Origin of the sequence: Echinimonas agarilytica (assembly GCF_023703465.1) — a bacterium.
GTDB classification, from domain to species: Bacteria; Pseudomonadota; Gammaproteobacteria; order Enterobacterales; family Neiellaceae; genus Echinimonas; species Echinimonas agarilytica.
In genome coordinates this window covers 283,902-303,872 of sequence record NZ_JAMQGP010000002.1, presented here as the reverse complement: position 1 = coordinate 303,872, position 19,971 = coordinate 283,902, and the positions used below count along the sequence as shown (strand labels likewise).

19 protein-coding genes are annotated in these 19,971 nt (G+C 47.5%); 14 read left to right on the top strand and 5 right to left on the bottom strand.

Features of this window, described 5'->3' with window-relative positions:
* Nucleotides 1-29: 29 nt before the first annotated feature.
* The 3 genes from NAF29_RS05720 to NAF29_RS05710 form a co-directional block, all read right to left on the bottom strand.
* Complete coding sequence (locus NAF29_RS05720) at nucleotides 30-614, bottom strand: hypothetical protein (protein WP_251260534.1); 585 nt, start codon at nucleotides 612-614, stop codon at nucleotides 30-32.
* 102 nt (nucleotides 615-716) lie between these two features.
* Nucleotides 717-1,634 carry a response regulator transcription factor gene (locus tag NAF29_RS05715; protein ID WP_251260533.1) on the bottom strand — a complete coding sequence of 306 codons (918 nt, stop codon included), beginning with the start codon at nucleotides 1,632-1,634 and terminating at the stop codon, nucleotides 717-719.
* Nucleotides 1,615-5,025 (bottom strand): hybrid sensor histidine kinase/response regulator, encoded by a 3,411-nt coding sequence (locus NAF29_RS05710; RefSeq protein WP_251260532.1) that lies wholly within the window; start codon nucleotides 5,023-5,025, stop codon nucleotides 1,615-1,617. The genes NAF29_RS05715 and NAF29_RS05710 overlap by 20 nt, the downstream gene beginning before the upstream one ends.
* A gap of 255 nt (nucleotides 5,026-5,280) precedes the next feature.
* On the opposite strand from NAF29_RS05710, the gene NAF29_RS05705 reads away from it, so the two are divergent.
* From NAF29_RS05705 to NAF29_RS05640, 14 genes are all read left to right on the top strand, one after another.
* The gene (locus tag NAF29_RS05705) at nucleotides 5,281-6,315 is read left to right on the top strand and encodes an outer membrane beta-barrel protein (protein ID WP_251260531.1); all 1,035 of its coding nucleotides are present in this window, start codon (nucleotides 5,281-5,283) and stop codon (nucleotides 6,313-6,315) included.
* A 24-nt stretch (nucleotides 6,316-6,339) separates the two neighbouring features.
* Nucleotides 6,340-7,626 carry an urea ABC transporter substrate-binding protein gene (gene urtA / locus NAF29_RS05700; protein WP_251260530.1) on the top strand — a complete coding sequence of 429 codons (1,287 nt, stop codon included), beginning with the start codon at nucleotides 6,340-6,342 and terminating at the stop codon, nucleotides 7,624-7,626.
* 96 nt (nucleotides 7,627-7,722) lie between these two features.
* The gene (gene urtB / locus NAF29_RS05695) at nucleotides 7,723-9,384 is read left to right on the top strand and encodes an urea ABC transporter permease subunit UrtB (protein WP_251260529.1); all 1,662 of its coding nucleotides are present in this window, start codon (nucleotides 7,723-7,725) and stop codon (nucleotides 9,382-9,384) included.
* A 3-nt stretch (nucleotides 9,385-9,387) separates the two neighbouring features.
* Nucleotides 9,388-10,473: an urea ABC transporter permease subunit UrtC gene (gene urtC / locus NAF29_RS05690; protein ID WP_251260528.1), complete on the top strand. Its 1,086-nt coding sequence runs from the start codon at nucleotides 9,388-9,390 to the stop codon at nucleotides 10,471-10,473.
* A gap of 53 nt (nucleotides 10,474-10,526) precedes the next feature.
* On the top strand, nucleotides 10,527-11,300 hold the full coding sequence (gene urtD, locus NAF29_RS05685) for an urea ABC transporter ATP-binding protein UrtD (RefSeq protein ID WP_285817645.1): 774 nt from the start codon (nucleotides 10,527-10,529) through the stop codon (nucleotides 11,298-11,300).
* A gap of 2 nt (nucleotides 11,301-11,302) precedes the next feature.
* Nucleotides 11,303-11,998, top strand: a complete 696-nt coding sequence (gene urtE / locus NAF29_RS05680) for an urea ABC transporter ATP-binding subunit UrtE (protein ID WP_251260526.1) — start codon at nucleotides 11,303-11,305, stop codon at nucleotides 11,996-11,998.
* Entirely contained in the window at nucleotides 11,995-12,876 is an 882-nt protein-coding gene (locus NAF29_RS05675) for an urease accessory protein UreD (RefSeq protein WP_251260525.1), read from the top strand. Before urtE ends, NAF29_RS05675 begins: the two co-directional genes overlap by 4 nt.
* Nucleotides 12,877-12,888: 12 nt before the next feature.
* The gene (ureA, locus tag NAF29_RS05670) at nucleotides 12,889-13,191 is read left to right on the top strand and encodes an urease subunit gamma (RefSeq protein ID WP_251260524.1); all 303 of its coding nucleotides are present in this window, start codon (nucleotides 12,889-12,891) and stop codon (nucleotides 13,189-13,191) included.
* A 9-nt stretch (nucleotides 13,192-13,200) separates the two neighbouring features.
* A complete protein-coding gene (locus NAF29_RS05665) occupies nucleotides 13,201-13,524 on the top strand; it encodes an urease subunit beta (protein ID WP_251260523.1) in 324 nt (107 codons plus the stop codon).
* Nucleotides 13,517-15,223 (top strand): urease subunit alpha, encoded by a 1,707-nt coding sequence (gene ureC / locus NAF29_RS05660; protein ID WP_251260522.1) that lies wholly within the window; start codon nucleotides 13,517-13,519, stop codon nucleotides 15,221-15,223. Before NAF29_RS05665 ends, ureC begins: the two co-directional genes overlap by 8 nt.
* A 20-nt stretch (nucleotides 15,224-15,243) precedes the next feature.
* Nucleotides 15,244-15,732: an urease accessory protein UreE gene (gene ureE / locus NAF29_RS05655; protein WP_251260521.1), complete on the top strand. Its 489-nt coding sequence runs from the start codon at nucleotides 15,244-15,246 to the stop codon at nucleotides 15,730-15,732.
* A complete protein-coding gene (locus NAF29_RS05650; RefSeq protein ID WP_251260520.1) occupies nucleotides 15,732-16,394 on the top strand; it encodes an urease accessory protein UreF in 663 nt (220 codons plus the stop codon). The genes ureE and NAF29_RS05650 overlap by 1 nt, the downstream gene beginning before the upstream one ends.
* Nucleotides 16,395-16,396: 2 nt before the next feature.
* On the top strand, nucleotides 16,397-17,044 hold the full coding sequence (ureG, locus tag NAF29_RS05645; RefSeq protein ID WP_251260519.1) for an urease accessory protein UreG: 648 nt from the start codon (nucleotides 16,397-16,399) through the stop codon (nucleotides 17,042-17,044).
* Between the two features lie 15 nt (nucleotides 17,045-17,059).
* On the top strand, nucleotides 17,060-17,608 hold the full coding sequence (locus NAF29_RS05640) for a HupE/UreJ family protein (protein WP_251260518.1): 549 nt from the start codon (nucleotides 17,060-17,062) through the stop codon (nucleotides 17,606-17,608).
* Between the two features lie 117 nt (nucleotides 17,609-17,725).
* Here NAF29_RS05640 and NAF29_RS05635 read toward each other — a convergent pair whose 3' ends face one another.
* Complete coding sequence (locus NAF29_RS05635; protein ID WP_251260899.1) at nucleotides 17,726-19,252, bottom strand: family 43 glycosylhydrolase; 1,527 nt, start codon at nucleotides 19,250-19,252, stop codon at nucleotides 17,726-17,728.
* A 405-nt stretch (nucleotides 19,253-19,657) separates the two neighbouring features.
* A complete protein-coding gene (locus NAF29_RS05630) occupies nucleotides 19,658-19,900 on the bottom strand; it encodes a hypothetical protein (RefSeq protein WP_251260517.1) in 243 nt (80 codons plus the stop codon).
* Nucleotides 19,901-19,971: the final 71 nt, after the last annotated feature.

Below are 19,971 nucleotides of genomic sequence, written 5' to 3'. Positions count from 1 at the left end.
TTGCTCAATGCACCTATTATCGTCGGGTCTTATGACGCTTGGTTCGGCAAATACACTTCACCGTTTCGCAGACGTTCCAAGGGTACACTTAGAAATTTAGCCAATGAGGCTGAATCATATTCGGCTTCTCTAATATCCTCATTATTCAATAGCATGACACCCTCTCCGCTTCGCGTTACGAGACACAACTCGCCACAGCTAAAGCTTTTTTGTTTTGCATATACGTCTTTATTGCTCAACTGCAGTGTGGTGATATCATCAATTGAGATCGCATCTTTTTGAGCACGTTCTGAGTAGAACAATCTCTGATTGAGATCGAAGTATTGGGATTTGCGAACAAAGAAACAAATGATTCGAACAAGGGCACTAAAGCCGAGACAGAACGCGATGAGGTAAGTCAGCCCCTGCATGGAATCGTCAGTGTTTGCTTCAAGTAAAATAGAGCCAATGAAGAGTAATGTCACAATACTCGCCAAGTGGAAGGCACTTTCGAATGCGTAACTTTGCCAATTGGGTTTGATGGTAGCGGTGCAATCTTCAATCACTAATTTTGCATTTTTAAAACGACAACCGCCTCTAGAAAAGCTCGTTACCTTATCACCGTGTGTGAACATCTAAAATCCTTTTCGGCGTTGTTGCCCCATCAAAACATGCTCATAAAAAAGAGAGCTTCGTGCTCCCTTTCATTGCAGACCAATATATAGAACATTTTATAGTTAACCAACCGCTTCTTCGTCACTCTCCAATATTCGAATTGAAATAGCTGCCGCGGCGGTTCGGTTATCAACCCCCATTTTTTTGAAAACTTGCTCCAGATGTTTGTTCACGGTTCGAGGGCTCATGTCTAAAATTTGAGCCACTTCCCAATTCGTTTTTCCAAACGACACCCAATACAGTACTTGAGCCTCACGTTTGGTGAGCGGCAATTCTTGCTGAAGTGCTTCTGCAGTTTTGGTTTTCTTTGGTGTCACTAATCGAACAAGTAAATGATTACTGCCGTGCTCTCCAGCAAAGTAGGCCTGCAACGGAGGTTCAAAATTGGTCAACTCTAAAGGTTGTGATTGATCGCCTTGGGCCAGCCAAGGGGCAAGCAATTGCTGAATTTGTTCCCAAGCACACGGTGCATCTCCATTCAAACTGTCCACTAGCTCATGCACATGCGGGGTGGCCCATTCTAGCGCCCCATCGTTCGACACACAAAATACATATTGCCCAGCATAATCTAGCGCGGCTTGGGCAGACTGGGTTAATTTGGCATTTTGAGTATGCACGCGAATACGAGCCAGCACCTCGTCGGGTACGATTGGTTTGGTCACATAATCAACGCCGCCCACTTCAAAGCCTTTAATCACGTACTCTGAATCGGTCAGCCCGGTCATGAAAATAACCGGGATATTCGGTAACTTTTGTTTAATGGCTCGGCATGTGTCAAAGCCATCCATTTCAGGCATGATGCCGTCTAGCAACACCACATCAGGGGTAATACGTTCGATAATCGACAAAGCTTGCGCGCCATTAAGCGCAACCAACACCATTAACCCCGCATTATTTAACGCGATATTAAGCATGCCTAACGATTCGGGAGAATCATCAACCACCAGCACTATGGCGCTATCAGAGGCGACTGCTTTCATCTATTAGTCCATCCAGATAAATCACTATTTTTTCAAAATCGCACTGCTTCATATCTTTTCGTAGTGCGTCAATAAATTCCTGCCCTGCAACACCGCTTTGTTCAAGTCCCAGCAAGTGCTCTGAAAACGCCGACATGAAACCAATTTCAGCCCAGCTTTTTAGCTGCAACAACTCACTTTGCTCAGGAATAAGGTCACGCGTTGTGAGTTGAGTTTGCGGTTCAGAATCGTCTTTATTTTGCTCAAACACCCATCTTAACGCCAGTTGCCGCCCTATTTTTCCTAACAAGAGCTCTATCGAAACAGGTTTGGTTACGTAGTCGTTATGATAGTTTTCCAACAAATTATCTTTTTCTATTTCGTGGGTATTAGCCGAGACCATGATGATGGGTTGGCGAATGTCATCTTGGCGCAAACGAATCGCCAATTGCCAACCGTTCATCTCTGGCATTGCAATGTCCAGTAAGTAAATATCGACTCGGCGACTTTCTATCAGTGCTAAAGCTTCTGATCCACCGCCCACCGCAAGAACATTAAATCCAATGGGTTCTAGAATATCGGTCATTAAACGGCGCTGTTCCGGATCATCATCCACAACCAGCACCGTCTTTTGCACTCCGCCATAACCAACCACTTTGGCATTGGTAAGCTGAGCATTTGACTCGGGTCGTTCGATATGAGGCAACATCAGGCTCAATACAAACTGGCTCCCCTTGCCAAGCTCGCTATGGCAGTTGATTTCGCCGCCCATCAAATCTGCCAACGAGCTCGAAATCGTCAATCCCAATCCCGTTCCTGCTACGCGGCCACCACTGCCTGAATCAACACGCTCAAACGGTCTAAATATGATTTGATGATTCTCTTGAGCTATGCCGACCCCAGTGTCTTCGACCGTAAAGCGCGCAACCTGATTTCGGTACGATACCTTCAACGTGACCTGCCCCGATGGTGTGAACTTAACGGCGTTGTTCAATAGATTAATCAGGATTTGTCGCAAGCGCTGTTTGTCGGCCGCCACATATTCTGGCAGGTGACTGCAAGGTTCATAATTGAATATCAGACCCTTTCGGCTTGCCTGCATCGAAAACATTTCAACCAACTGCTGCAATAACGCATGAATTTGTACTTCATCTCGCTGCAGCTCTAAGCGCCCAGCTTCGATTTTGGAGATTTCCAATAAGCCTTCGAGCAAGTCAGACAAGTGCTCTCCATTTCGTTTCAAAATCTGCGCGTATTCTCGCTTTTGTGGCTGCAACTCCGAATCATTGCTGAGCAATTGAGCATACCCTAGCAATACATTGAGCGGGGTTCGGAGCTCATGGCTAATCCCTGCCAAATAGCGACTTTTAGCGTGATTGGCCGTTTCAGCTGAATCTTTCGCGAGTTGCAGAGCCTGGTAAGTATCTTTGTGCGCATCAATTTCCACCGCCAACAACCTCGAATGCGATTGCACCTCCTGCATCGCAACACGGCCACTGCTTCTAGCCAACACAAATAACCAACTGACCACACCAATTAATATCAACAGCAACGCAAATGCTTTAATGAAGGCTAGGCTCACGCCTTCTTGGTGAGCTCTCGACAACATAGGAAGTTGCCGATAAGCCAAACCAAGAATCAATGCCATAATGGCGCTGATCGAAAGCATCACCGCTAAAAACTGCCCCACCGACGACGACAAACGATTCATCCAGAGCGGAGATAAAACAGGAGAAAACCAGCTTTTCATTTGCGCAGCAAAGGTCGCTTTAGGACGACACTTGTCATTACATCGCACATCCAACGAACAACACAGAGAGCAGATTGGGGCGGCATACGCAGGACACCATGACATGTCTTCCCGCTCAAATGTCATCTCGCAAATGCTGCACAAAGCAGAATCGGATGGAATCGATTCAGGCTCGCGCACGAGGTAATATCGGCTTTGAGTAAGCACCGCAATTAATGGCACGGTGACGAACGGTAAAGCAAACGCAATATACGACCCCAGCGCTTTAGCGACAGGGCCAAAACACTCAAAATGAGCCAAGAAACCAACCACCGACGCAATGAGCATTGATCCCACACCCACAGGATTTATGTCATGCAGTTGAGAGCGTTTAAATTCGATGGTTTTTGGGCTCAAGCCCAAAGGCTTATTAATGATCAAATCGGCCACAACCGAACCAATCCAAGCCAAGACCAGCACCGAGTATATTTGCAGCATTTGTTCGAGCGTGTGGTAAACGCCAAGCTCCATCAACAACAATGCAATGGCGACGTTGAATACCATCCAAACCACTCGGCCAGGATGACTATGGGTGATGCGAGAAAAGAAATTCGACCACGCTAAAGACCCTGCATAAGCATTCGCCACGTTAATTTTCAATTGCGAGACAATAACAAAGACGGCAGCCAGAAGAACACTCACACGCGGGTTGTCCGTTACATAGCCAAACACGATTTGATACATATGTGCAGGATCATCTGCCAAAGCAGGTGCCACCCCGTGCTTCAATGCCAAATAAGCTAAGTAGCTGCCCAATATCAATTTGGCAGCACCAAAAATAACCCAACCTGGCCCACCGATGATCAGCGCAGCCCACCATTTAGCCTTATTCATGCTATTGGGTTCGGGCAAAAACCTTAAGAAGTCGACTTGTTCGCCAATTTGCGCCAAAAGAGCGAGTAAAACAGCCGAAGCTGCACCGAACATGAGCAAGTCAAAATTATTCTCTGATGCGTTACTTAATCCACCAAAGGCGAGCCATTCGTCCACTTGCACGCTGGAGTGGGTAAACACATAAAATAAAGGAATAAGTTGCATCAGCAACCAGATCGGTTGCGTCCAGACCTGAAAGCGACTGATGTTAGTGATGCCGTGCATCACAAGAGGGATAACCACCACGGCACTGATAACATAACCGATTGAAAGTGGAATCCCCAACAACAGCTGCAAAGCCATCGACATAATAGCGGCTTCTAGCGCAAAGAAGATAAACGTAAAAGAGGCATAAATCAGCGAGACAATGGTCGAGCCAATATAGCCAAAACCGGCGCCTCGACTCAGTAAGTCGATATCGACTCCATGCTTAGCAGCGTAATAGCTAATGGGTAACCCACTTACAATCACCACCAATACCACAGCTAGAATCGCCCAAAGTGCATTGATCACACCATAATTAAGTGTGATAGCTCCCCCTAAAGCCTCTAAAACTAAAAAGGACACGGTGCCCAGCGCAGTGTTTGCAATCCAACCCGCAGACCACTTACGCGCCCTTTTTGCAGTAAAACGCAGCGCAAAGTCTTCTAACATTTCATTAGCAACGAGCTTGTTGTACTTGCGACGCGCGACGAGGATTTTTTGCATGCTACCCGAGTTGTGCTGCGGAGAAGGTGACTTACTAGTCATAACTTCCCCACTCTTCCATTCCACTGTAAACCAAAGCTACCGCGCTGACTTTAAGGTGAATATGCGTCATTTGACGTAGTTGCATAAGCCAAACTGCCAATTGGTTCATCTCCCGAAACTTTTAATACTAACGCCAGCTTACCGATGTTACGCGATTGTAAAGTTGTTACACAAAATAATACTCACAAACACGTATGCAGTCATCGGCCAATTTCTAAATCAGCAATGCGAATTACAACTCAGGGAAATAGACTTATGAAAACGTGGAAAATCAGTGCTCTCGCAGCAGCGGTATTGGCAGCAAGTCCTGCGGCCATGGCCAACGAAGTGATTGACGAACTTGCCGATCATTACAGTCGACTCAGCGTATCAGGCTTTGTTGACATGTCATACACCTATGTTGACCCGGATGGCGGCAGCTCTGATTCAAATGCCGGCTTAGACCAAGCCGAGATTCAGCTCGCTTATGACTTCGATGGCAAGTTATCGGTTCACACCGATATCGAATGGCAAGACAACGGCGAAGGTGAAGAAACGCATCTTGAGCAAGCCTTTATCAATTATAAATTTACCGACCAGTTTTCCGCAAAAGCCGGTCGATTCCTGAGCTACTCAGGTTGGGAAACAGAAGATCCAACAGGCTTGTACCAGTATTCAGGAACAGGGTACGCCAAATACTTCTACGGCGGATACCAACAAGGTGTGTCAGGTTTATATAGCAGTGACATGTTCAGTGCTGCATTGTCAGTTGTGGCCGACACCGGCGACTTAATGGGCGAAGGCGATGACTTCTCAGATCCTGCCATCGAAACCATGTTGGCATTCACGCCTCTTGAATCAGTGACCGTGAAAGGCTTTTACCTCGCGGATAAAAATGACTACACCGGTGAAGACGTCAGCATGATTAACGTATGGGCCAGCTATGCAGAAGGGCCATTAACGTTAGCAGCGGAATATAACACCTCTGAAAACACACCTGCATCTGTTGGCACCGTCGAAGGGTTCAATCCAGCACTCGACATAACAGACACAGAAGCAGACGGCTACTTGTTAATGGCGAACTATGACTTCGGCATGGCCGGTTTAACGCTCCGTTACCACGCATGGGAAGTGGAATCTGGCGAAGGCGTGACCGTTGAAGACGTGAGTGGTTTCACCATTTCACCCAGTGTACCGCTCACAGACAACCTACTACTCGTTCTTGAATACCGCATGGATACCCTAGAAGCCGATGGGGTTGAAGACCAAGACGTTGATAGCTTTGCAATTGAAGCCTTGTTGACGTTCTAAGCCCACTTAAAAGGACATACCACAATGAATCTTAAAAAATTATTGTTAGCGGCCACCATCGCAAGCAGCATGAGCCTAGCGTCAAACGTTATGGCAGAAGAAGACACCATTAAAGTCGGCGTACTTCACTCACTGTCTGGCACCATGGCCATCAGTGAAACCACTCTGAAAGACACCATGTTGATGCTCATTGATGAGCAAAACAAAAAAGGCGGTTTACTCGGTAAGAAGCTCGAAGCGGTTGTTGTAGATCCGGCTTCAAACTGGCCACTGTTTGCTGAAAAAGCACGTGAGCTGATTGAAAAAAATGATGTTGAAGCCGTATTCGGTTGTTGGACATCTGTGTCACGTAAATCGGTGCTTCCTGTATTCGAAGAACTCGATAGTCTGTTGTTTTACCCCGTTCAATACGAAGGTGAAGAATCATCTAAAAACGTGTTCTACACAGGTGCCGCTCCAAACCAACAGGCCATTCCAGCCGTTGATTACTTGATGAATGACCTTGGTGTGAAACGTTGGGTACTCGCAGGTACCGACTACGTTTACCCACGCACAACCAACAAAATCTTGGAAGCCTACTTGAAATCCAAGGGTGTGGCAGCGGAAGACATCATGATCAATTACACGCCATTTGGTCACTCTGATTGGCAGTCCATTGTATCTGACGTCAAGAAATTTGGATCTACAGGCAAGAAAACAGCTGTTGTTTCAACCATCAATGGTGATGCCAACGTTCCGTTTTACAAAGAGCTTGGTAACCAAGGTATTGGTGCAGACGACATCCCTGTGGTTGCGTTCTCAGTGGGCGAAGAAGAGCTTTCAGGCATGGACACCAAGCCATTGGTGGGTCACTTAGCCGCTTGGAACTATTTCATGAGCGTTGAAGCTGAGGAAAATGATGAGTTCATCGATGCATGGCATTCGTTCATCAAGAATGAAGATCGCGTGACTAACGATCCAATGGAAGCACACTACATTGGTTTCAACATGTGGGTTGAAGCCGTGAAGAAAGCAGGAACAACTGATCCATCAGTGGTTGGTGATGCACTCATCGGTGTGTCGGTTCCTAACCTAACAGGTGGCTACTCAGCGATGATGCCAAACCATCACATTACGAAGCCTGTCTTAATCGGTGAAATTCAGTCCGACGGACAATTCGAAACAGTATGGCAAACATCTGGCTTAGTCCCTGGTGATGCGTGGTCTGATTACTTGCAAGGTTCCAAAGACCTGATCTCAGATTGGCGCGCGCCTTTGTCTTGCGGTAACTACAACGTTAAAACAGCAAAATGCTCAGGCCAAAACTACTAATCCTTTGAGATTAGATTGAAGACGGTGGCCGAAAGGCCACCTCATTTACGCAATACACGGGGTAGGCCCATCCCCAATACCAGCAGGAGTTTAGCAATGGTATTCAGAGCATTGGCATGTTTCAGGCCTTTTACGGTCGCTATATTCACCAGCCTTTTATCGGCTGTTTTTCTGTTTCTAGGCAACGCAAATGCTACAACTGATCCCGCTAAAAACAGTTATGAAGCGGGCCTACAACAACTCACATCAAAGAGCTTCAGCAACATCAGCGCTGGCGTTGCCTTGCTCTCCAAAAGTGATGACCCAAGAGCCGTTACCGTGCTTAACATGCTGCTCGAAGGTGATCTATATCGCCATAAAAAGTCCAATACGTTAGTGGAAATTGTTGGTAAGGAAGATAAAAAGCTCATTGTAAAACCGCTATTTTCTGATGATTCCACGCCCTCAGAGACACTCAGTAAACGAAAGATTAAAAAAGTCGGGATTAACAATAATCTGCGCACTGAAATCAAAGTGGCATTGGCTCAAATAAACCTTGCCAGCGGAGATGCTCCGGCGCGCATGAAAGCCGTAAACCAGCTCATCGGCAAGGTCACACCTTCTTTGTACAAGGCTTTATCTGATCAACTTCAAGTAGAGCAAGACGCTGATGTGAAGGAACTTATTGCCGTTGCACTTGCCGTGACTGACTTGAACGCTCCAACATCAAACAAGCAGCTTCAACGTGAAGCCATCGCGATTCTCAGTGACAGCCTGCAACCTTCTGCTCGCAACGCACTCCAACAATTTCTAGAACACACGCCTGAGCTCTCGCTTAAACACGAAGCGAACAAAGCGCTCAAAGTCATCGAGCAAAAAGCATCTATCGCTAGCTTTGCCGAAACACTTTTCTTTGGCTTGAGCTTGGGTTCTGTTCTGGTGCTCGCAGCCATTGGCTTGGCCATTACATTTGGCGTTATGGGTGTGATTAATATGGCACACGGCGAGCTCATTATGCTTGGCGCGTACACCACATATGTCGTTCAACTGCTCATGCCAAATAACATTGGCGCATCAATTTTTGTCGCCATTCCGGCAGCATTTTTGGTGTCTGCCACGGTGGGCATTTTAATTGAACGCGGCGTGATTCGATTTTTATACGGACGCCCGCTTGAAACACTGTTGGCCACGTTTGGTATTAGCTTAATACTGCAACAAGCGGTTCGAACAGTGTTTTCACCGCTTAACCGTTCCGTTGCCACACCGGAGTGGATGTCGGGCACTATCGATATTAATCCTCTGCTAAGCCTAACCCTCAACCGCCTCTATATCATCGTATTCTGCATGATTGTGTTCGCAGTGCTGTTCATGGTTTTGCGATACACCCGTTTGGGAATCGAAGTGCGCGCAGTCGCGCAAAACAGAGCCATGGCCAGAGCCATGGGGGTTCGCTCACAGTGGGTTGATGCAATGACATTTGGTTTAGGTTCTGGTATTGCCGGCATTGCCGGAGTGGCATTAAGCCAGCTCACCAATGTGGGGCCGAACTTGGGTCAAGCCTACATCATCGACTCGTTTATGGTGGTGGTATTTGGGGGAGTCGGAAATCTTTGGGGCACCATGGTGGCAGGATTATCTCTGGGGATCGCCAACAAGATTATGGAACCTTGGGCTGGCGCCGTGTTGGCCAAAATATTGGTACTCGTGTTCATCATTTTATTTATTCAAAAACGACCTCGCGGGCTATTCCCGCAGAAAGGTCGTTCGGCGGAGGGCTAAGCAATGTCGTATAAACCAGCCATGTTCGACCGCTCAACACAATTGTTTCTCTTGGTGTTAGCAATCGTGATTGTTGCAATTCCCGGCCTCAATATGCTGTTCGAGCCGGGACATACTTTACACGTTTCAACCTACACTATGACATTACTCGGCAAGTACTTAACTTATGCTTTATTAGCCGTTGCGGTTGACCTTGTGTGGGGCTACCTGGGAATCTTAAGTTTGGGGCATGCTGCCTTTTTCGCCCTGGGCGGCTATGCCATGGGCATGTATTTGATGCGTCAAATTGGTGACCGCGGAGTCTACGGCGACCCTTTACTCCCAGACTTTATGGTGTTCTTGAATTGGAATGAACTCCCTTGGTTTTGGTACGGGTTCGATCAATTTTGGTTTGCCGCCATCATGATCATGTTGGTGCCTGGCATCCTAGCATTTGTGTTCGGTTGGTTGGCATTTCGTTCGCGAGTGACTGGCGTTTATCTGTCGATTATCACTCAAGCACTGACCTACGCGTTACTACTGGCATTTTTCCGAAATGAAATGGGCTTTGGAGGCAACAACGGCCTCACCGACTTCAAAGACATTTTAGGGTTTGATTTGCAATCTGACGCAACTCGCATGGGGTTATTTATTGCTTCAGGAATTGCATTAGCATTGGGCTATATCGCCTGTCGGTTCATTGTCACTAGTAAGCTTGGACGCGTGGCAATGGCCGTGCGCGATGCGGAAAACAGAACGCGTTTTACCGGCTATAAAGTCGAAAACGTCAAACTTTGGATCTTCACTTTCTCGGCGGTTCTAGCAGGTGTTGCAGGGGCTTTATATGTACCTCAAGTTGGCATCATTAATCCGTCCGAATTCTCGCCGTTGAATTCCATCGAATTGGTGGTTTGGGTTGCTCTTGGTGGCCGCGCCACACTCTATGGTGCAGTGGTCGGTGCCATTGCAGTGAACTATTCCAAAACTTACCTCACAGCAGCGTTGCCCGAAGTTTGGTTGTTCACGCTCGGAGCCATGTTTGTATTGGTCACCTTGTTCTTGCCAAGAGGCATTGTGGGCTTAATGAAAAATAAGGAGGCGCAATCATGAGTTTGTCGTCAACTATGCGTGAGTTTCAACAACGTGATCGCGTATTCGATTTCATGGTCCCCAAAACTAGTCCTATGCTGGATGTGGGAAAAGGCTTCCTTTTATACCTCGAAGACATCAGCGTCAGTTTCGACGGCTTTAAAGCTATTAACGGCTTAAACCTCTACATCAAAGAAGGCGAGCTGCGCTGCATCATCGGCCCAAATGGGGCGGGGAAAACCACCATGATGGACATCATCACGGGTAAAACCTCCCCAGACCACGGCTCGGCTTGGTTTGGTCAGCGCATCAACTTATTAGAAATGTCGGAGCCTGAAATTGCTCAAGCGGGCATTGGTCGAAAATTTCAAAAACCCACTGTATTTGAACAACAAACGGTGTTTTCCAATTTGGAATTAGCGATGGCGGGCGATAAATCAGTGCTAGCCACATTGTTTGCCAAATTAACACCTAGCCAAATCGATCATATTGATCATGTATTGGCTCAGATTGGACTATCAGAGCAACGCTGGCTGGCTGCTGGCGCATTGTCTCATGGCCAAAAGCAGTGGTTAGAAATCGGCATGTTGCTCATGCAAAGCCCTAAACTATTATTGGTCGATGAACCCGTTGCTGGGATGACACATCAAGAAATGGATAGAACCGGCCAATTGCTCACTGATTTAGCAGGGCCACACACCGTTATTTTGGTCGAACACGATATGGACTTTGTACGCTCTTTAGCGCAGAAGGTCACCGTATTGCACCAAGGTTCAGTGTTAGCCGAAGGCAGCATGAATGACGTTCAGAATGACCCCAAAGTGGTCGAAGTCTATTTGGGAGAATAAAGGTGTTAAGTGTTAAAAAACTCAATCAGTTTTACGGCCAAAGTCATACCCTATGGGATTTAGATTTAGAAGTCCCAACAGGCGAATGCACCTGCCTTATGGGCCGCAACGGAGTGGGCAAAACCACCCTGCTCGAATGCATTATGGGGTTGCTACCGGTTAAAGATGGCAGCATCGAATATCAAAACCAAAACATTGCAACCTTGTCTGCTGAACGCCGAGCACCACTTGGCATTGGTTATGTGCCACAGGGTCGCCAAATTTTTCCGCTGCTGACGGTCGAAGAAAACCTTCGCATCGGCTTGCCTGCGCGATCCGATCGCTCCAACAAAGTCCCCGATTACATCTACGACCTATTTCCAGTTCTTAAAGATATGCTGCAACGCAGAGGCGGCGACTTGTCGGGCGGGCAACAACAACAACTGGCCATCGGTCGAGCTTTGGTCATCGATCCCAAAATGCTTATTTTGGATGAACCCACTGAAGGTATTCAACCCAATGTAGTGGCTGAGATAGGAGACATTATTCGCCGACTCGATCAGGAAATTGGCCTCACTGTACTATTGGTGGAACAAAAACTCCCGTTTGCACGAAAGGTGGCCGACCGTTTCTGTTTACTAGACCGAGGACGCCAAGTTGCAACCGGTGCCATGCCAGAGCTTAATGAGGAACTGGTGAAACAGTATTTAACCGTATGACAAAACCACAGCCTTCTAAATTGTTAAGTTCCAACCTTGAGCCGGCGCTCAATCCGCGTCATTGGCCTGCCCACTTGGCGCTTGGATTTGACCGAGATGGCGAACGCACCCGCATGCTCGATATGACCTTCAAGGGGCCGTTGCGTGTTCAGCGTCCTTTTTACCCCGAAGGTGGTTTGTGTCATGTATATTTACTCCACCCTCCGGGAGGTTTGGTTTCTGGCGATGATCTGCACATTCAAATTGATTGCAGCACCAACAGTGAAGTCATGGTGACCACACCTTCAGCTGGAAAAATCTATTGTTCCGACAGCAACGATGTAGTTCAACAACAACGCGTTGATATTCAGGTTGAGGATGCAAGCTGCGAATGGCTTCCCATGGAAACCATTATTTTTGACGGTGCACATGGCAAGCTGACCACTCAGGTTAACCTTTACGGAGACGCAAAATTCATCGGCTTAGACATTTTTTGTCTTGGCCGCCCGAAAAGCGATCTGCCCTTCTCGCAGGGCAGCATAGAACAACGAATTTCTGTTTATCACAACGACAGACCTCTCATGCTAGAGCGCCAATTGCTCACGTCTAACGATGCACTCATTCATGCTCAAGCTGGATTCAATGGTCAATTGGTTTCCGGAACCTTAGTGGTGTTTGGTTTATCAAACCCAGAACAGGTTATTCAACTGTTAAGAGAAGAACTCGGCGACTGCTCGAATCCACATTTGAGCATGACCTATCGTCTAAACTTAGTAGTCATTCGATACCTAGGACATTGCAGTGAACACGCCCAAAAGCAACTTAGAAAATGCTGGGCTTTGCTGCGCCCTCACCTCATTCACAAACCAGCATGCCCGCCGCGCATTTGGAATACTTAAGGGACTATCACCATGGAATTGTCACCCAGAGACAAAGATAAATTACTATTGTTTACTGCGGCACTGCTTGCGGAAAGACGTTTAGCTCGCGGTGTGAAACTCAATTACCCAGAAGCCACCGCCTATATATCGGCCGCGATCATGGAAGGCGCCCGTGATGGCAAAACAGTTGCCGAACTGATGAGCGAAGGTCGCCACTTGCTCACCAAGGATGATGTCATGGACGGCATTGCCGACCTCATTCACGAAGTGCAAGTGGAAGCCACATTTCCCGACGGTACCAAGTTAGTCACCGTGCACAATCCCATTCTGTAGGAGCACCTTATGAAGCCAGGTGAATACATACTGTCAGACGCGCCAATCACACTTAACCAAGGCCGAAAAACGTGCAAAGTGTCGGCTATCAATCATGGTGATCGTCCTGTTCAAATTGGCAGCCACTATCATTTTTATGAAGCAAACCCTGCACTCGAATTCGACCGCGAAATCACGCGCGGCATGCGACTTAATATTGCAGCAGGTACAGCGGTGCGCTTTGAACCGGGTCAAAGCCGCGAAGTAGAGCTCGTAGAACTCATGGGAACTCGCACAGTATACGGGTTTAGAGGCGACGTAATGGGTAAGTTGGAAGGAGATAGCCATGACTAAATTATCGCGCCAAGCCTATGTAGACATGTACGGACCAACCACTGGCGACAAAGTTCGCTTAGGTGACACCGAACTTTTTATTCAAGTGGAAGATGACCGCACCGTCTATGGTGACGAAGTTAAATTTGGTGGCGGAAAAGTCATTCGAGATGGCATGGGCCAAGGCCAACTTTGCCGAAAAGACGTGGTTGATTGTGTCATCACCAACGCCTTAATCCTCGATTATTGGGGCATCATTAAAGCCGACGTTGCAATGAAAGACGGCAACATCGTAGCTATTGGTAAAGCCGGTAACTCTGATATTCAAGAAGGCGTTGATATTCATATCGGCGCAAGCACCGAAGTCATTGCCGGTGAGGGTCAAATATTGACGGCTGGTGCAGTCGACTCGCACATCCACTTTATTTGCCCACAACAAATCGAAGAAGCCATTATGTCCGGCACCACCACGATGCTCGGCGGCGGCACGGGCCCCGCTACAGGCACCAACGCTACCACTTGTACCCCAGGAGCTTGGAACATACATAAAATGTTGCAAAGCACCGATGACTTGCCGATGAATTTTGGTTTTCTGGGCAAAGGCAATTGCAGCCTGCCCGAACCATTGGCTGAGCAGCTTGAAGCGGGCGCAGTCGGGCTAAAATTGCACGAAGATTGGGGAACAACTCCCGCTTCTATTGATAACTGTCTGAGCATCGCCGAACAGTACGATGTACAAGTTGCGATTCACACCGACACACTGAATGAGTCGGGTTTTGTAGAAGATACCTTAGCGGCGTTCAAAGGACGCTGTATCCATACCTATCACACTGAAGGTGCAGGTGGAGGCCACGCGCCAGACATTATTACCGCTTGCTCACAGCCAAACGTACTGCCCTCGTCCACTAACCCGACTCGACCTTACACCGTCAATACGGTCGACGAACATTTAGACATGTTGATGGTATGCCATCACCTTGACCCGAATATTCCTGAAGATGTTGCCTTTGCGGATTCTCGTATCCGTAAAGAAACCATTGCTGCTGAAGATATTCTGCATGACTTAGGCGCATTCTCGATGATTGCTTCTGACTCCCAAGCCATGGGACGAGTGGGCGAAGTGATTTGTCGCACCTGGCAAACCGCACATAAGATGAAAGTCCAGCGCGGGTTATTACCTGAAGATCAAGATCTTGGCGCCGACAACTTCCGCGCCAAGCGCTACATTGCCAAATACACCATTAACCCAGCAATTACGCATGGTATCGACCAAACTGTAGGGTCGATCGAAGTTGGAAAACTTGCAGATTTAGTGCTGTGGAAACCTGCATTTTTCGGGATCAAACCGTCTTTAATAATCAAAGGTGGATTTATTGCCGCAGCACCTATGGGCGATGCAAATGCATCCATCCCTACCCCTCAGCCGGTCCACTATCGCTATATGTTTGGCGGTTTTGGCAGCGCCGCCGCAAAGACTTCTGTCACCTTTACGAGCAAGGTAGCCGCAGCGTCTAACTTGACAGAAGAGCTAGGCTTGAAACGGCAACTTGTCGCCTGCGAAGGCAGCAGAAAAGTCACCAAACATGACATGTTGCTCAATAGCTACATGCCGCACATCACCGTTGATCCACAAACCTATGAAGTGCGAGCAGACGGCGAACTACTTACCTGTGAACCTGCTGAAGTATTGCCCCTAGCGCAACGCTACTGCCTGTTCTAAGCGATTAATTTGGAGGAATTATGTACCGAATTACTAAAAAGTCTGATCACTGCCATGCCGATGTCATCGACGCGGTGATCTTGCCGTATGAGCTGCGTCAAAAAGGGCGATTCAAAACAACGTCTGCGCAAGGTTTTGAGCTTGGCATATTTTTACCCCGAGGCGACGTGCTGCGCCAAGGCGACTACTTGATCAGCGAGTGCGGACATCACTTCAAAGTGCAAGCCCAGTCGGAACAAGTCATGACGGCTCGAACTGACTGTTGGCTTACCTTTGCCAAAGCTTGTTATCACCTAGGCAATCGTCATGTACCACTGCAAGTGGGCGATCGCTGGTTGCGGTTTCAACCCGATCATGTGCTTGAAGAAATGGTGCAACTGCATGGTTTAAGTTGTCAGCTTGAGCACGCCAGCTTTTCCCCCGAATCTGGCGCATATGCAAATGGCGGACACAGTCACGGCCATAACCACTCTCATGAACACGCCTCTGATATGGAGCATTCTCACTAATGCACATTCAAGCGTTGTTGTCGCTGATGCACCTAACCAGCCCCAGTTTGCCCATTGGCGCATTTGCGTACAGTCAAGGGTTAGAAACTGCGGTGGAATTAGAGTGGATCAGCGATGAAGAAAGCTTGCAACGCTGGCTGCGTCCGCTTATGCGTTTCGGGCAAGCAAACTTAGAAATTCCAATCATTCAGCGCTGCTATGATGCTTGGAAAACAGATGACTTGGCGCAACTTAACCATTGGCAGGATATTCTGCTCGCCAACCGCGAAACGGCCGAACTCGTTAAAGAAGAACAAAAGCTTGGACAAACGTTTTATCGCTTGCTCGACAACCTTAATGTAGAAATGCCTGAATGCGCCAAAAACTACAGTTATTTGGTGCTGTTTGCCTGCGCCATTGAACGTTTTAACATCGATTTAGAGGCTGCCCTTTCGGGCTGGCTTTGGAGCTGGCTGGAAAACCAAATCACGGTAGCCTGTAAAACAATTCCACTCGGCCAAACTCCAGCTCAGCTGTCCTTAGTGGCATTGATGCCAGACATAGAGGCAAGTATTCAACATGGGCTTTTAGTGTCGGATGACGACATTGGCCTCACTTTACCCAGTTTTGCCATGGTTAGCGCATGGCATGAAACTCAATATTCAAGATTATTTAGGAGCTAATTATGAGCACTCAATGTTTACGCGTCGGCGTCGGTGGCCCCGTCGGTTCGGGGAAAACGGCATTGCTTCGTCAACTTTGCTCGGCAATGCGCGAGCACTACAACATTGCCGTGGTAACAAACGACATCTATACCCGCGAAGATGCCGAATTTTTGCTCCGCCATGAAGCACTTGAATCCGACCGTATACTTGGCGTCGAAACAGGTGGTTGTCCGCACACGGCTATTCGAGAAGATGCCTCGATGAACCTTGCCGCCATTGACGAACTTCAACAACGCCATTCTGAGTTAGAAATGGTATTGGTGGAAAGTGGTGGCGACAATCTCAGTGCAACATTCAGCCCTGAACTGTCGGACTTAACCTTGTATGTGATTGATGTGTGCGCAGGCGACAAGATCCCTCGCAAAGGCGGCCCCGGCATTACCAAATCTGATTTGCTCATCATCAACAAAACCGACTTAGCGCCCATGGTAAACGCATCACTTGAAGTGATGGACAGAGACGCCAAAAAAATGCGCAAAGAGCGCCCATTTGTATTTACCAATTTAATGCGTGGTGACGGTGTGGCAGAAATCATTCAATTCATCATAGAGCAAGGCATGCTCTCGCAAAAACCAGTGAACCTAGACAAACTTGAAGTGACCGCGTAAGCAAAGGAAAACAACATGAAATTAATAACTTGGAATCGGATCATCGCGCTGCTCTCTTCGGTATTCGCAGCATCGGCTTTCGCCCATTCAGGGCATCATCTTGCTGGCGGAGGCAGTTTCTTCAGCGGATTCATGCACCCAATCACGGGTATCGATCACCTAGCTGCAATGCTAATGATAGGGGTTATTGGGGGCTCTTTGGCCGCAAAAGTGGGTATTCGAATCATTGCGATGACCGCCGTAGCGCTCATTATGGGCTTTATGCTTGGCCATGTTTTGTCGGCCAACTCGACAGCAGAGTTAGTGGTCTCGTTCTCACTAGTAGCCCTGCCATTGACGTTTTTTGCCATGAAGAAAAAGGCGATTGTGACATCACTTGCAGCCATGAGCCTGCTGACATTTGGTGCCACTCACGGTTTTGTCATCGGCTCTGAAGTCACCGGAAATGCCATGATGTTCGGACTAGGAACCTCACTGTCCAGTGTCTGCCTATGTCTTATGGCATTTGTATTGGCCCGCACGATTCAGCGCCGCAGCGAGCAAGCTCTCCCTGCAGCCCATTGAGTAACTCTTCGTACCGGTGAGGCCAGCTACGGTTAGTCTGCGGGCCTTTGCTGAAATTCAAAAAGCCAGTCCGAGGACTGGCTTTTAATTTTAAATATACTAATTAACTTCAGCAGGTTACTTCGGATCGCCCGGCAAGCGCTTTGGCGAACCTGCAAAGAAATCTGGCGCAGACACCTTCACTTGTTGCCCTTCGGTACGGAACACCAAGTAAACTTTGCGATCATTACCATGCGCTTCGCGCAGGAAGGTTTCTGTGCGTGCATTGTTAATCTTCATGCTGTGATCACGTAATAACAATGTGCCCATCAACATGCCGTCTGGGCTATCGCGGCGTACTTCAATATGACCATTGGGTGTCGTTTGCTCAACCGTCATACCGAAATAGTAATAACCCGTGCCAAAATCCATGTCTGTCAGCTCAATAACTGCACCATCTTTTGCTGTTACAGAGCCGTTGTTCACACGAAAGCCTTTCCCCTTCGCAGGCAGTTCAGGTTTGATGCTGAACGGCTGATCAATGGTAACCGCAGCCACACCTTCAAGCGTTTGTTGAACCGGAATTGCGGTACCGTCATCGTTGTAGTTTAAGTAGTCCACACACACGCTGCGCTGCGTCCAAGTACCTTCAGCTTTAAAGCTATCTTGACGCCATGAAGACAATGCTGACGTGTGATAGAAGAAATACTCTTGGCCATGAAACTCAATTACTGCGCCGTGGTTCGACTGATTTAAACGCCATGGCACATAGTCTTTACCCGGATATGTAGGACCATTCGAAGTGTCTACGCCGTAGCCCAACTCATGGTTAATCACACCCATGTATTCCAACGGCCCTGTTGCAGAGTCTCCCATGGAATAATCCAGTAACGAGAGTTTACGTTTTGGATCATCAGGGTTGTTTTTATCCACATGACGGTCATATTTGGTGTGGTAATTGTAGTAATACTTGCCACCGCGCTTGTGCATCCAAGCAGCTTCCATGAAGTTCTTGGCACCGTAATTAAGCGTGAATGGTTTGCCGTCTAAATCGCGCATATCTTCATTCAGAACGCCCATTAATGCTCGGTTGTAGTAAAGGTAAGCTTTCCCGTCATCATCAATAAATACCGACGGATCAAGTCCCGCAATTGGAACGCCAGCCATACGGTCAACTGTCACTTCAAAGCCGCCATCTGGACGGTCACTTTCCGCCACAGCAACATAGCGGTCGATCTTGCGATCTTTACCTTTATGGCCTTTGCTGACTTCCAACACATTCCGCATGGGGTAATAGATATAGTAAGTACCGTTACGATAAATCATGTCCGGAGCCCAAATGGCCCAATCTTCATCTTCTCCTTGAGGCATGTCTCGGGTATGCAACACGGTGCCATGATCAACCCAGTTCTTCATGTCTGCCGTTGAGAACATGTGTAGGGCTTCCATGTTGTGATAGCCCCTTTTGTCTTCGTGGTCGACTGATGTCACCATCCAAACTCGACCGTCGGGCATCACCTTCGGCGCAGCATCTGCGGTATACATATTTGTCACAACAGGGTTGCCATATGGGTATGGTTCGGTATTCGAATTTTTCTTAGCGATTGCTGGCGCGACTAAAGCCACACTCAGTACTGCTGCCGCTAGTGCCGTTTTTTTAATCATCACAACAAGGAGCCTTCAATTAAATAAATCGTCAACGATTATATGTAATTTAGGGAGGGCTTTAATTTATGAAATTTTAAAAATGAGGCGTAGCTCAATCCAAAAACCGTAAGGTTTTTTTGGCTATATCAATGCAATAAAAAACAACATTATCAGTATATTACTGATAAATTTAAAACTTATTTTAAGTTATTTTCTGTGGCGAACATGCCTCGCGACATTTTCAACCTCACACTTATTCAAACGTTGAGGAACAAAGCCCCATTTAAAGCAATGTGATGCTCATAGAAACTGAGGTTCACCATACGTGATGCGCAGGCTAAATGTCCTCCAATGCCTCCATGCATACTGGGCCTCTACCACTATCTTTAAATCACTTCACTTCAACAAAAGACGACTTAAGTTTTAGGGGTGATCTGAGCAATACCCATTGCCATCCAAACAACCCAACTGATAGACAGGTAAGAATTTTAAGATGTCTCCAGTTTTGTCGTCATACACTTCAAGCGCATAATCATCACAGCCTGGACATTTCTCACGCGCGTCTTCGAACGCATGCTCGGCACAATACACGTCACCGACGATGTCGTGGCTACCGTTCACTACAATGTACTTGGCTTCATCGGCACAGCTGCAACATTGAATCATCTTATTTCTCCGAGTTTTCAAACTTCAGTGATGAACTTTCAAGCAACAATTGAGTGTGAATCATAGCAACT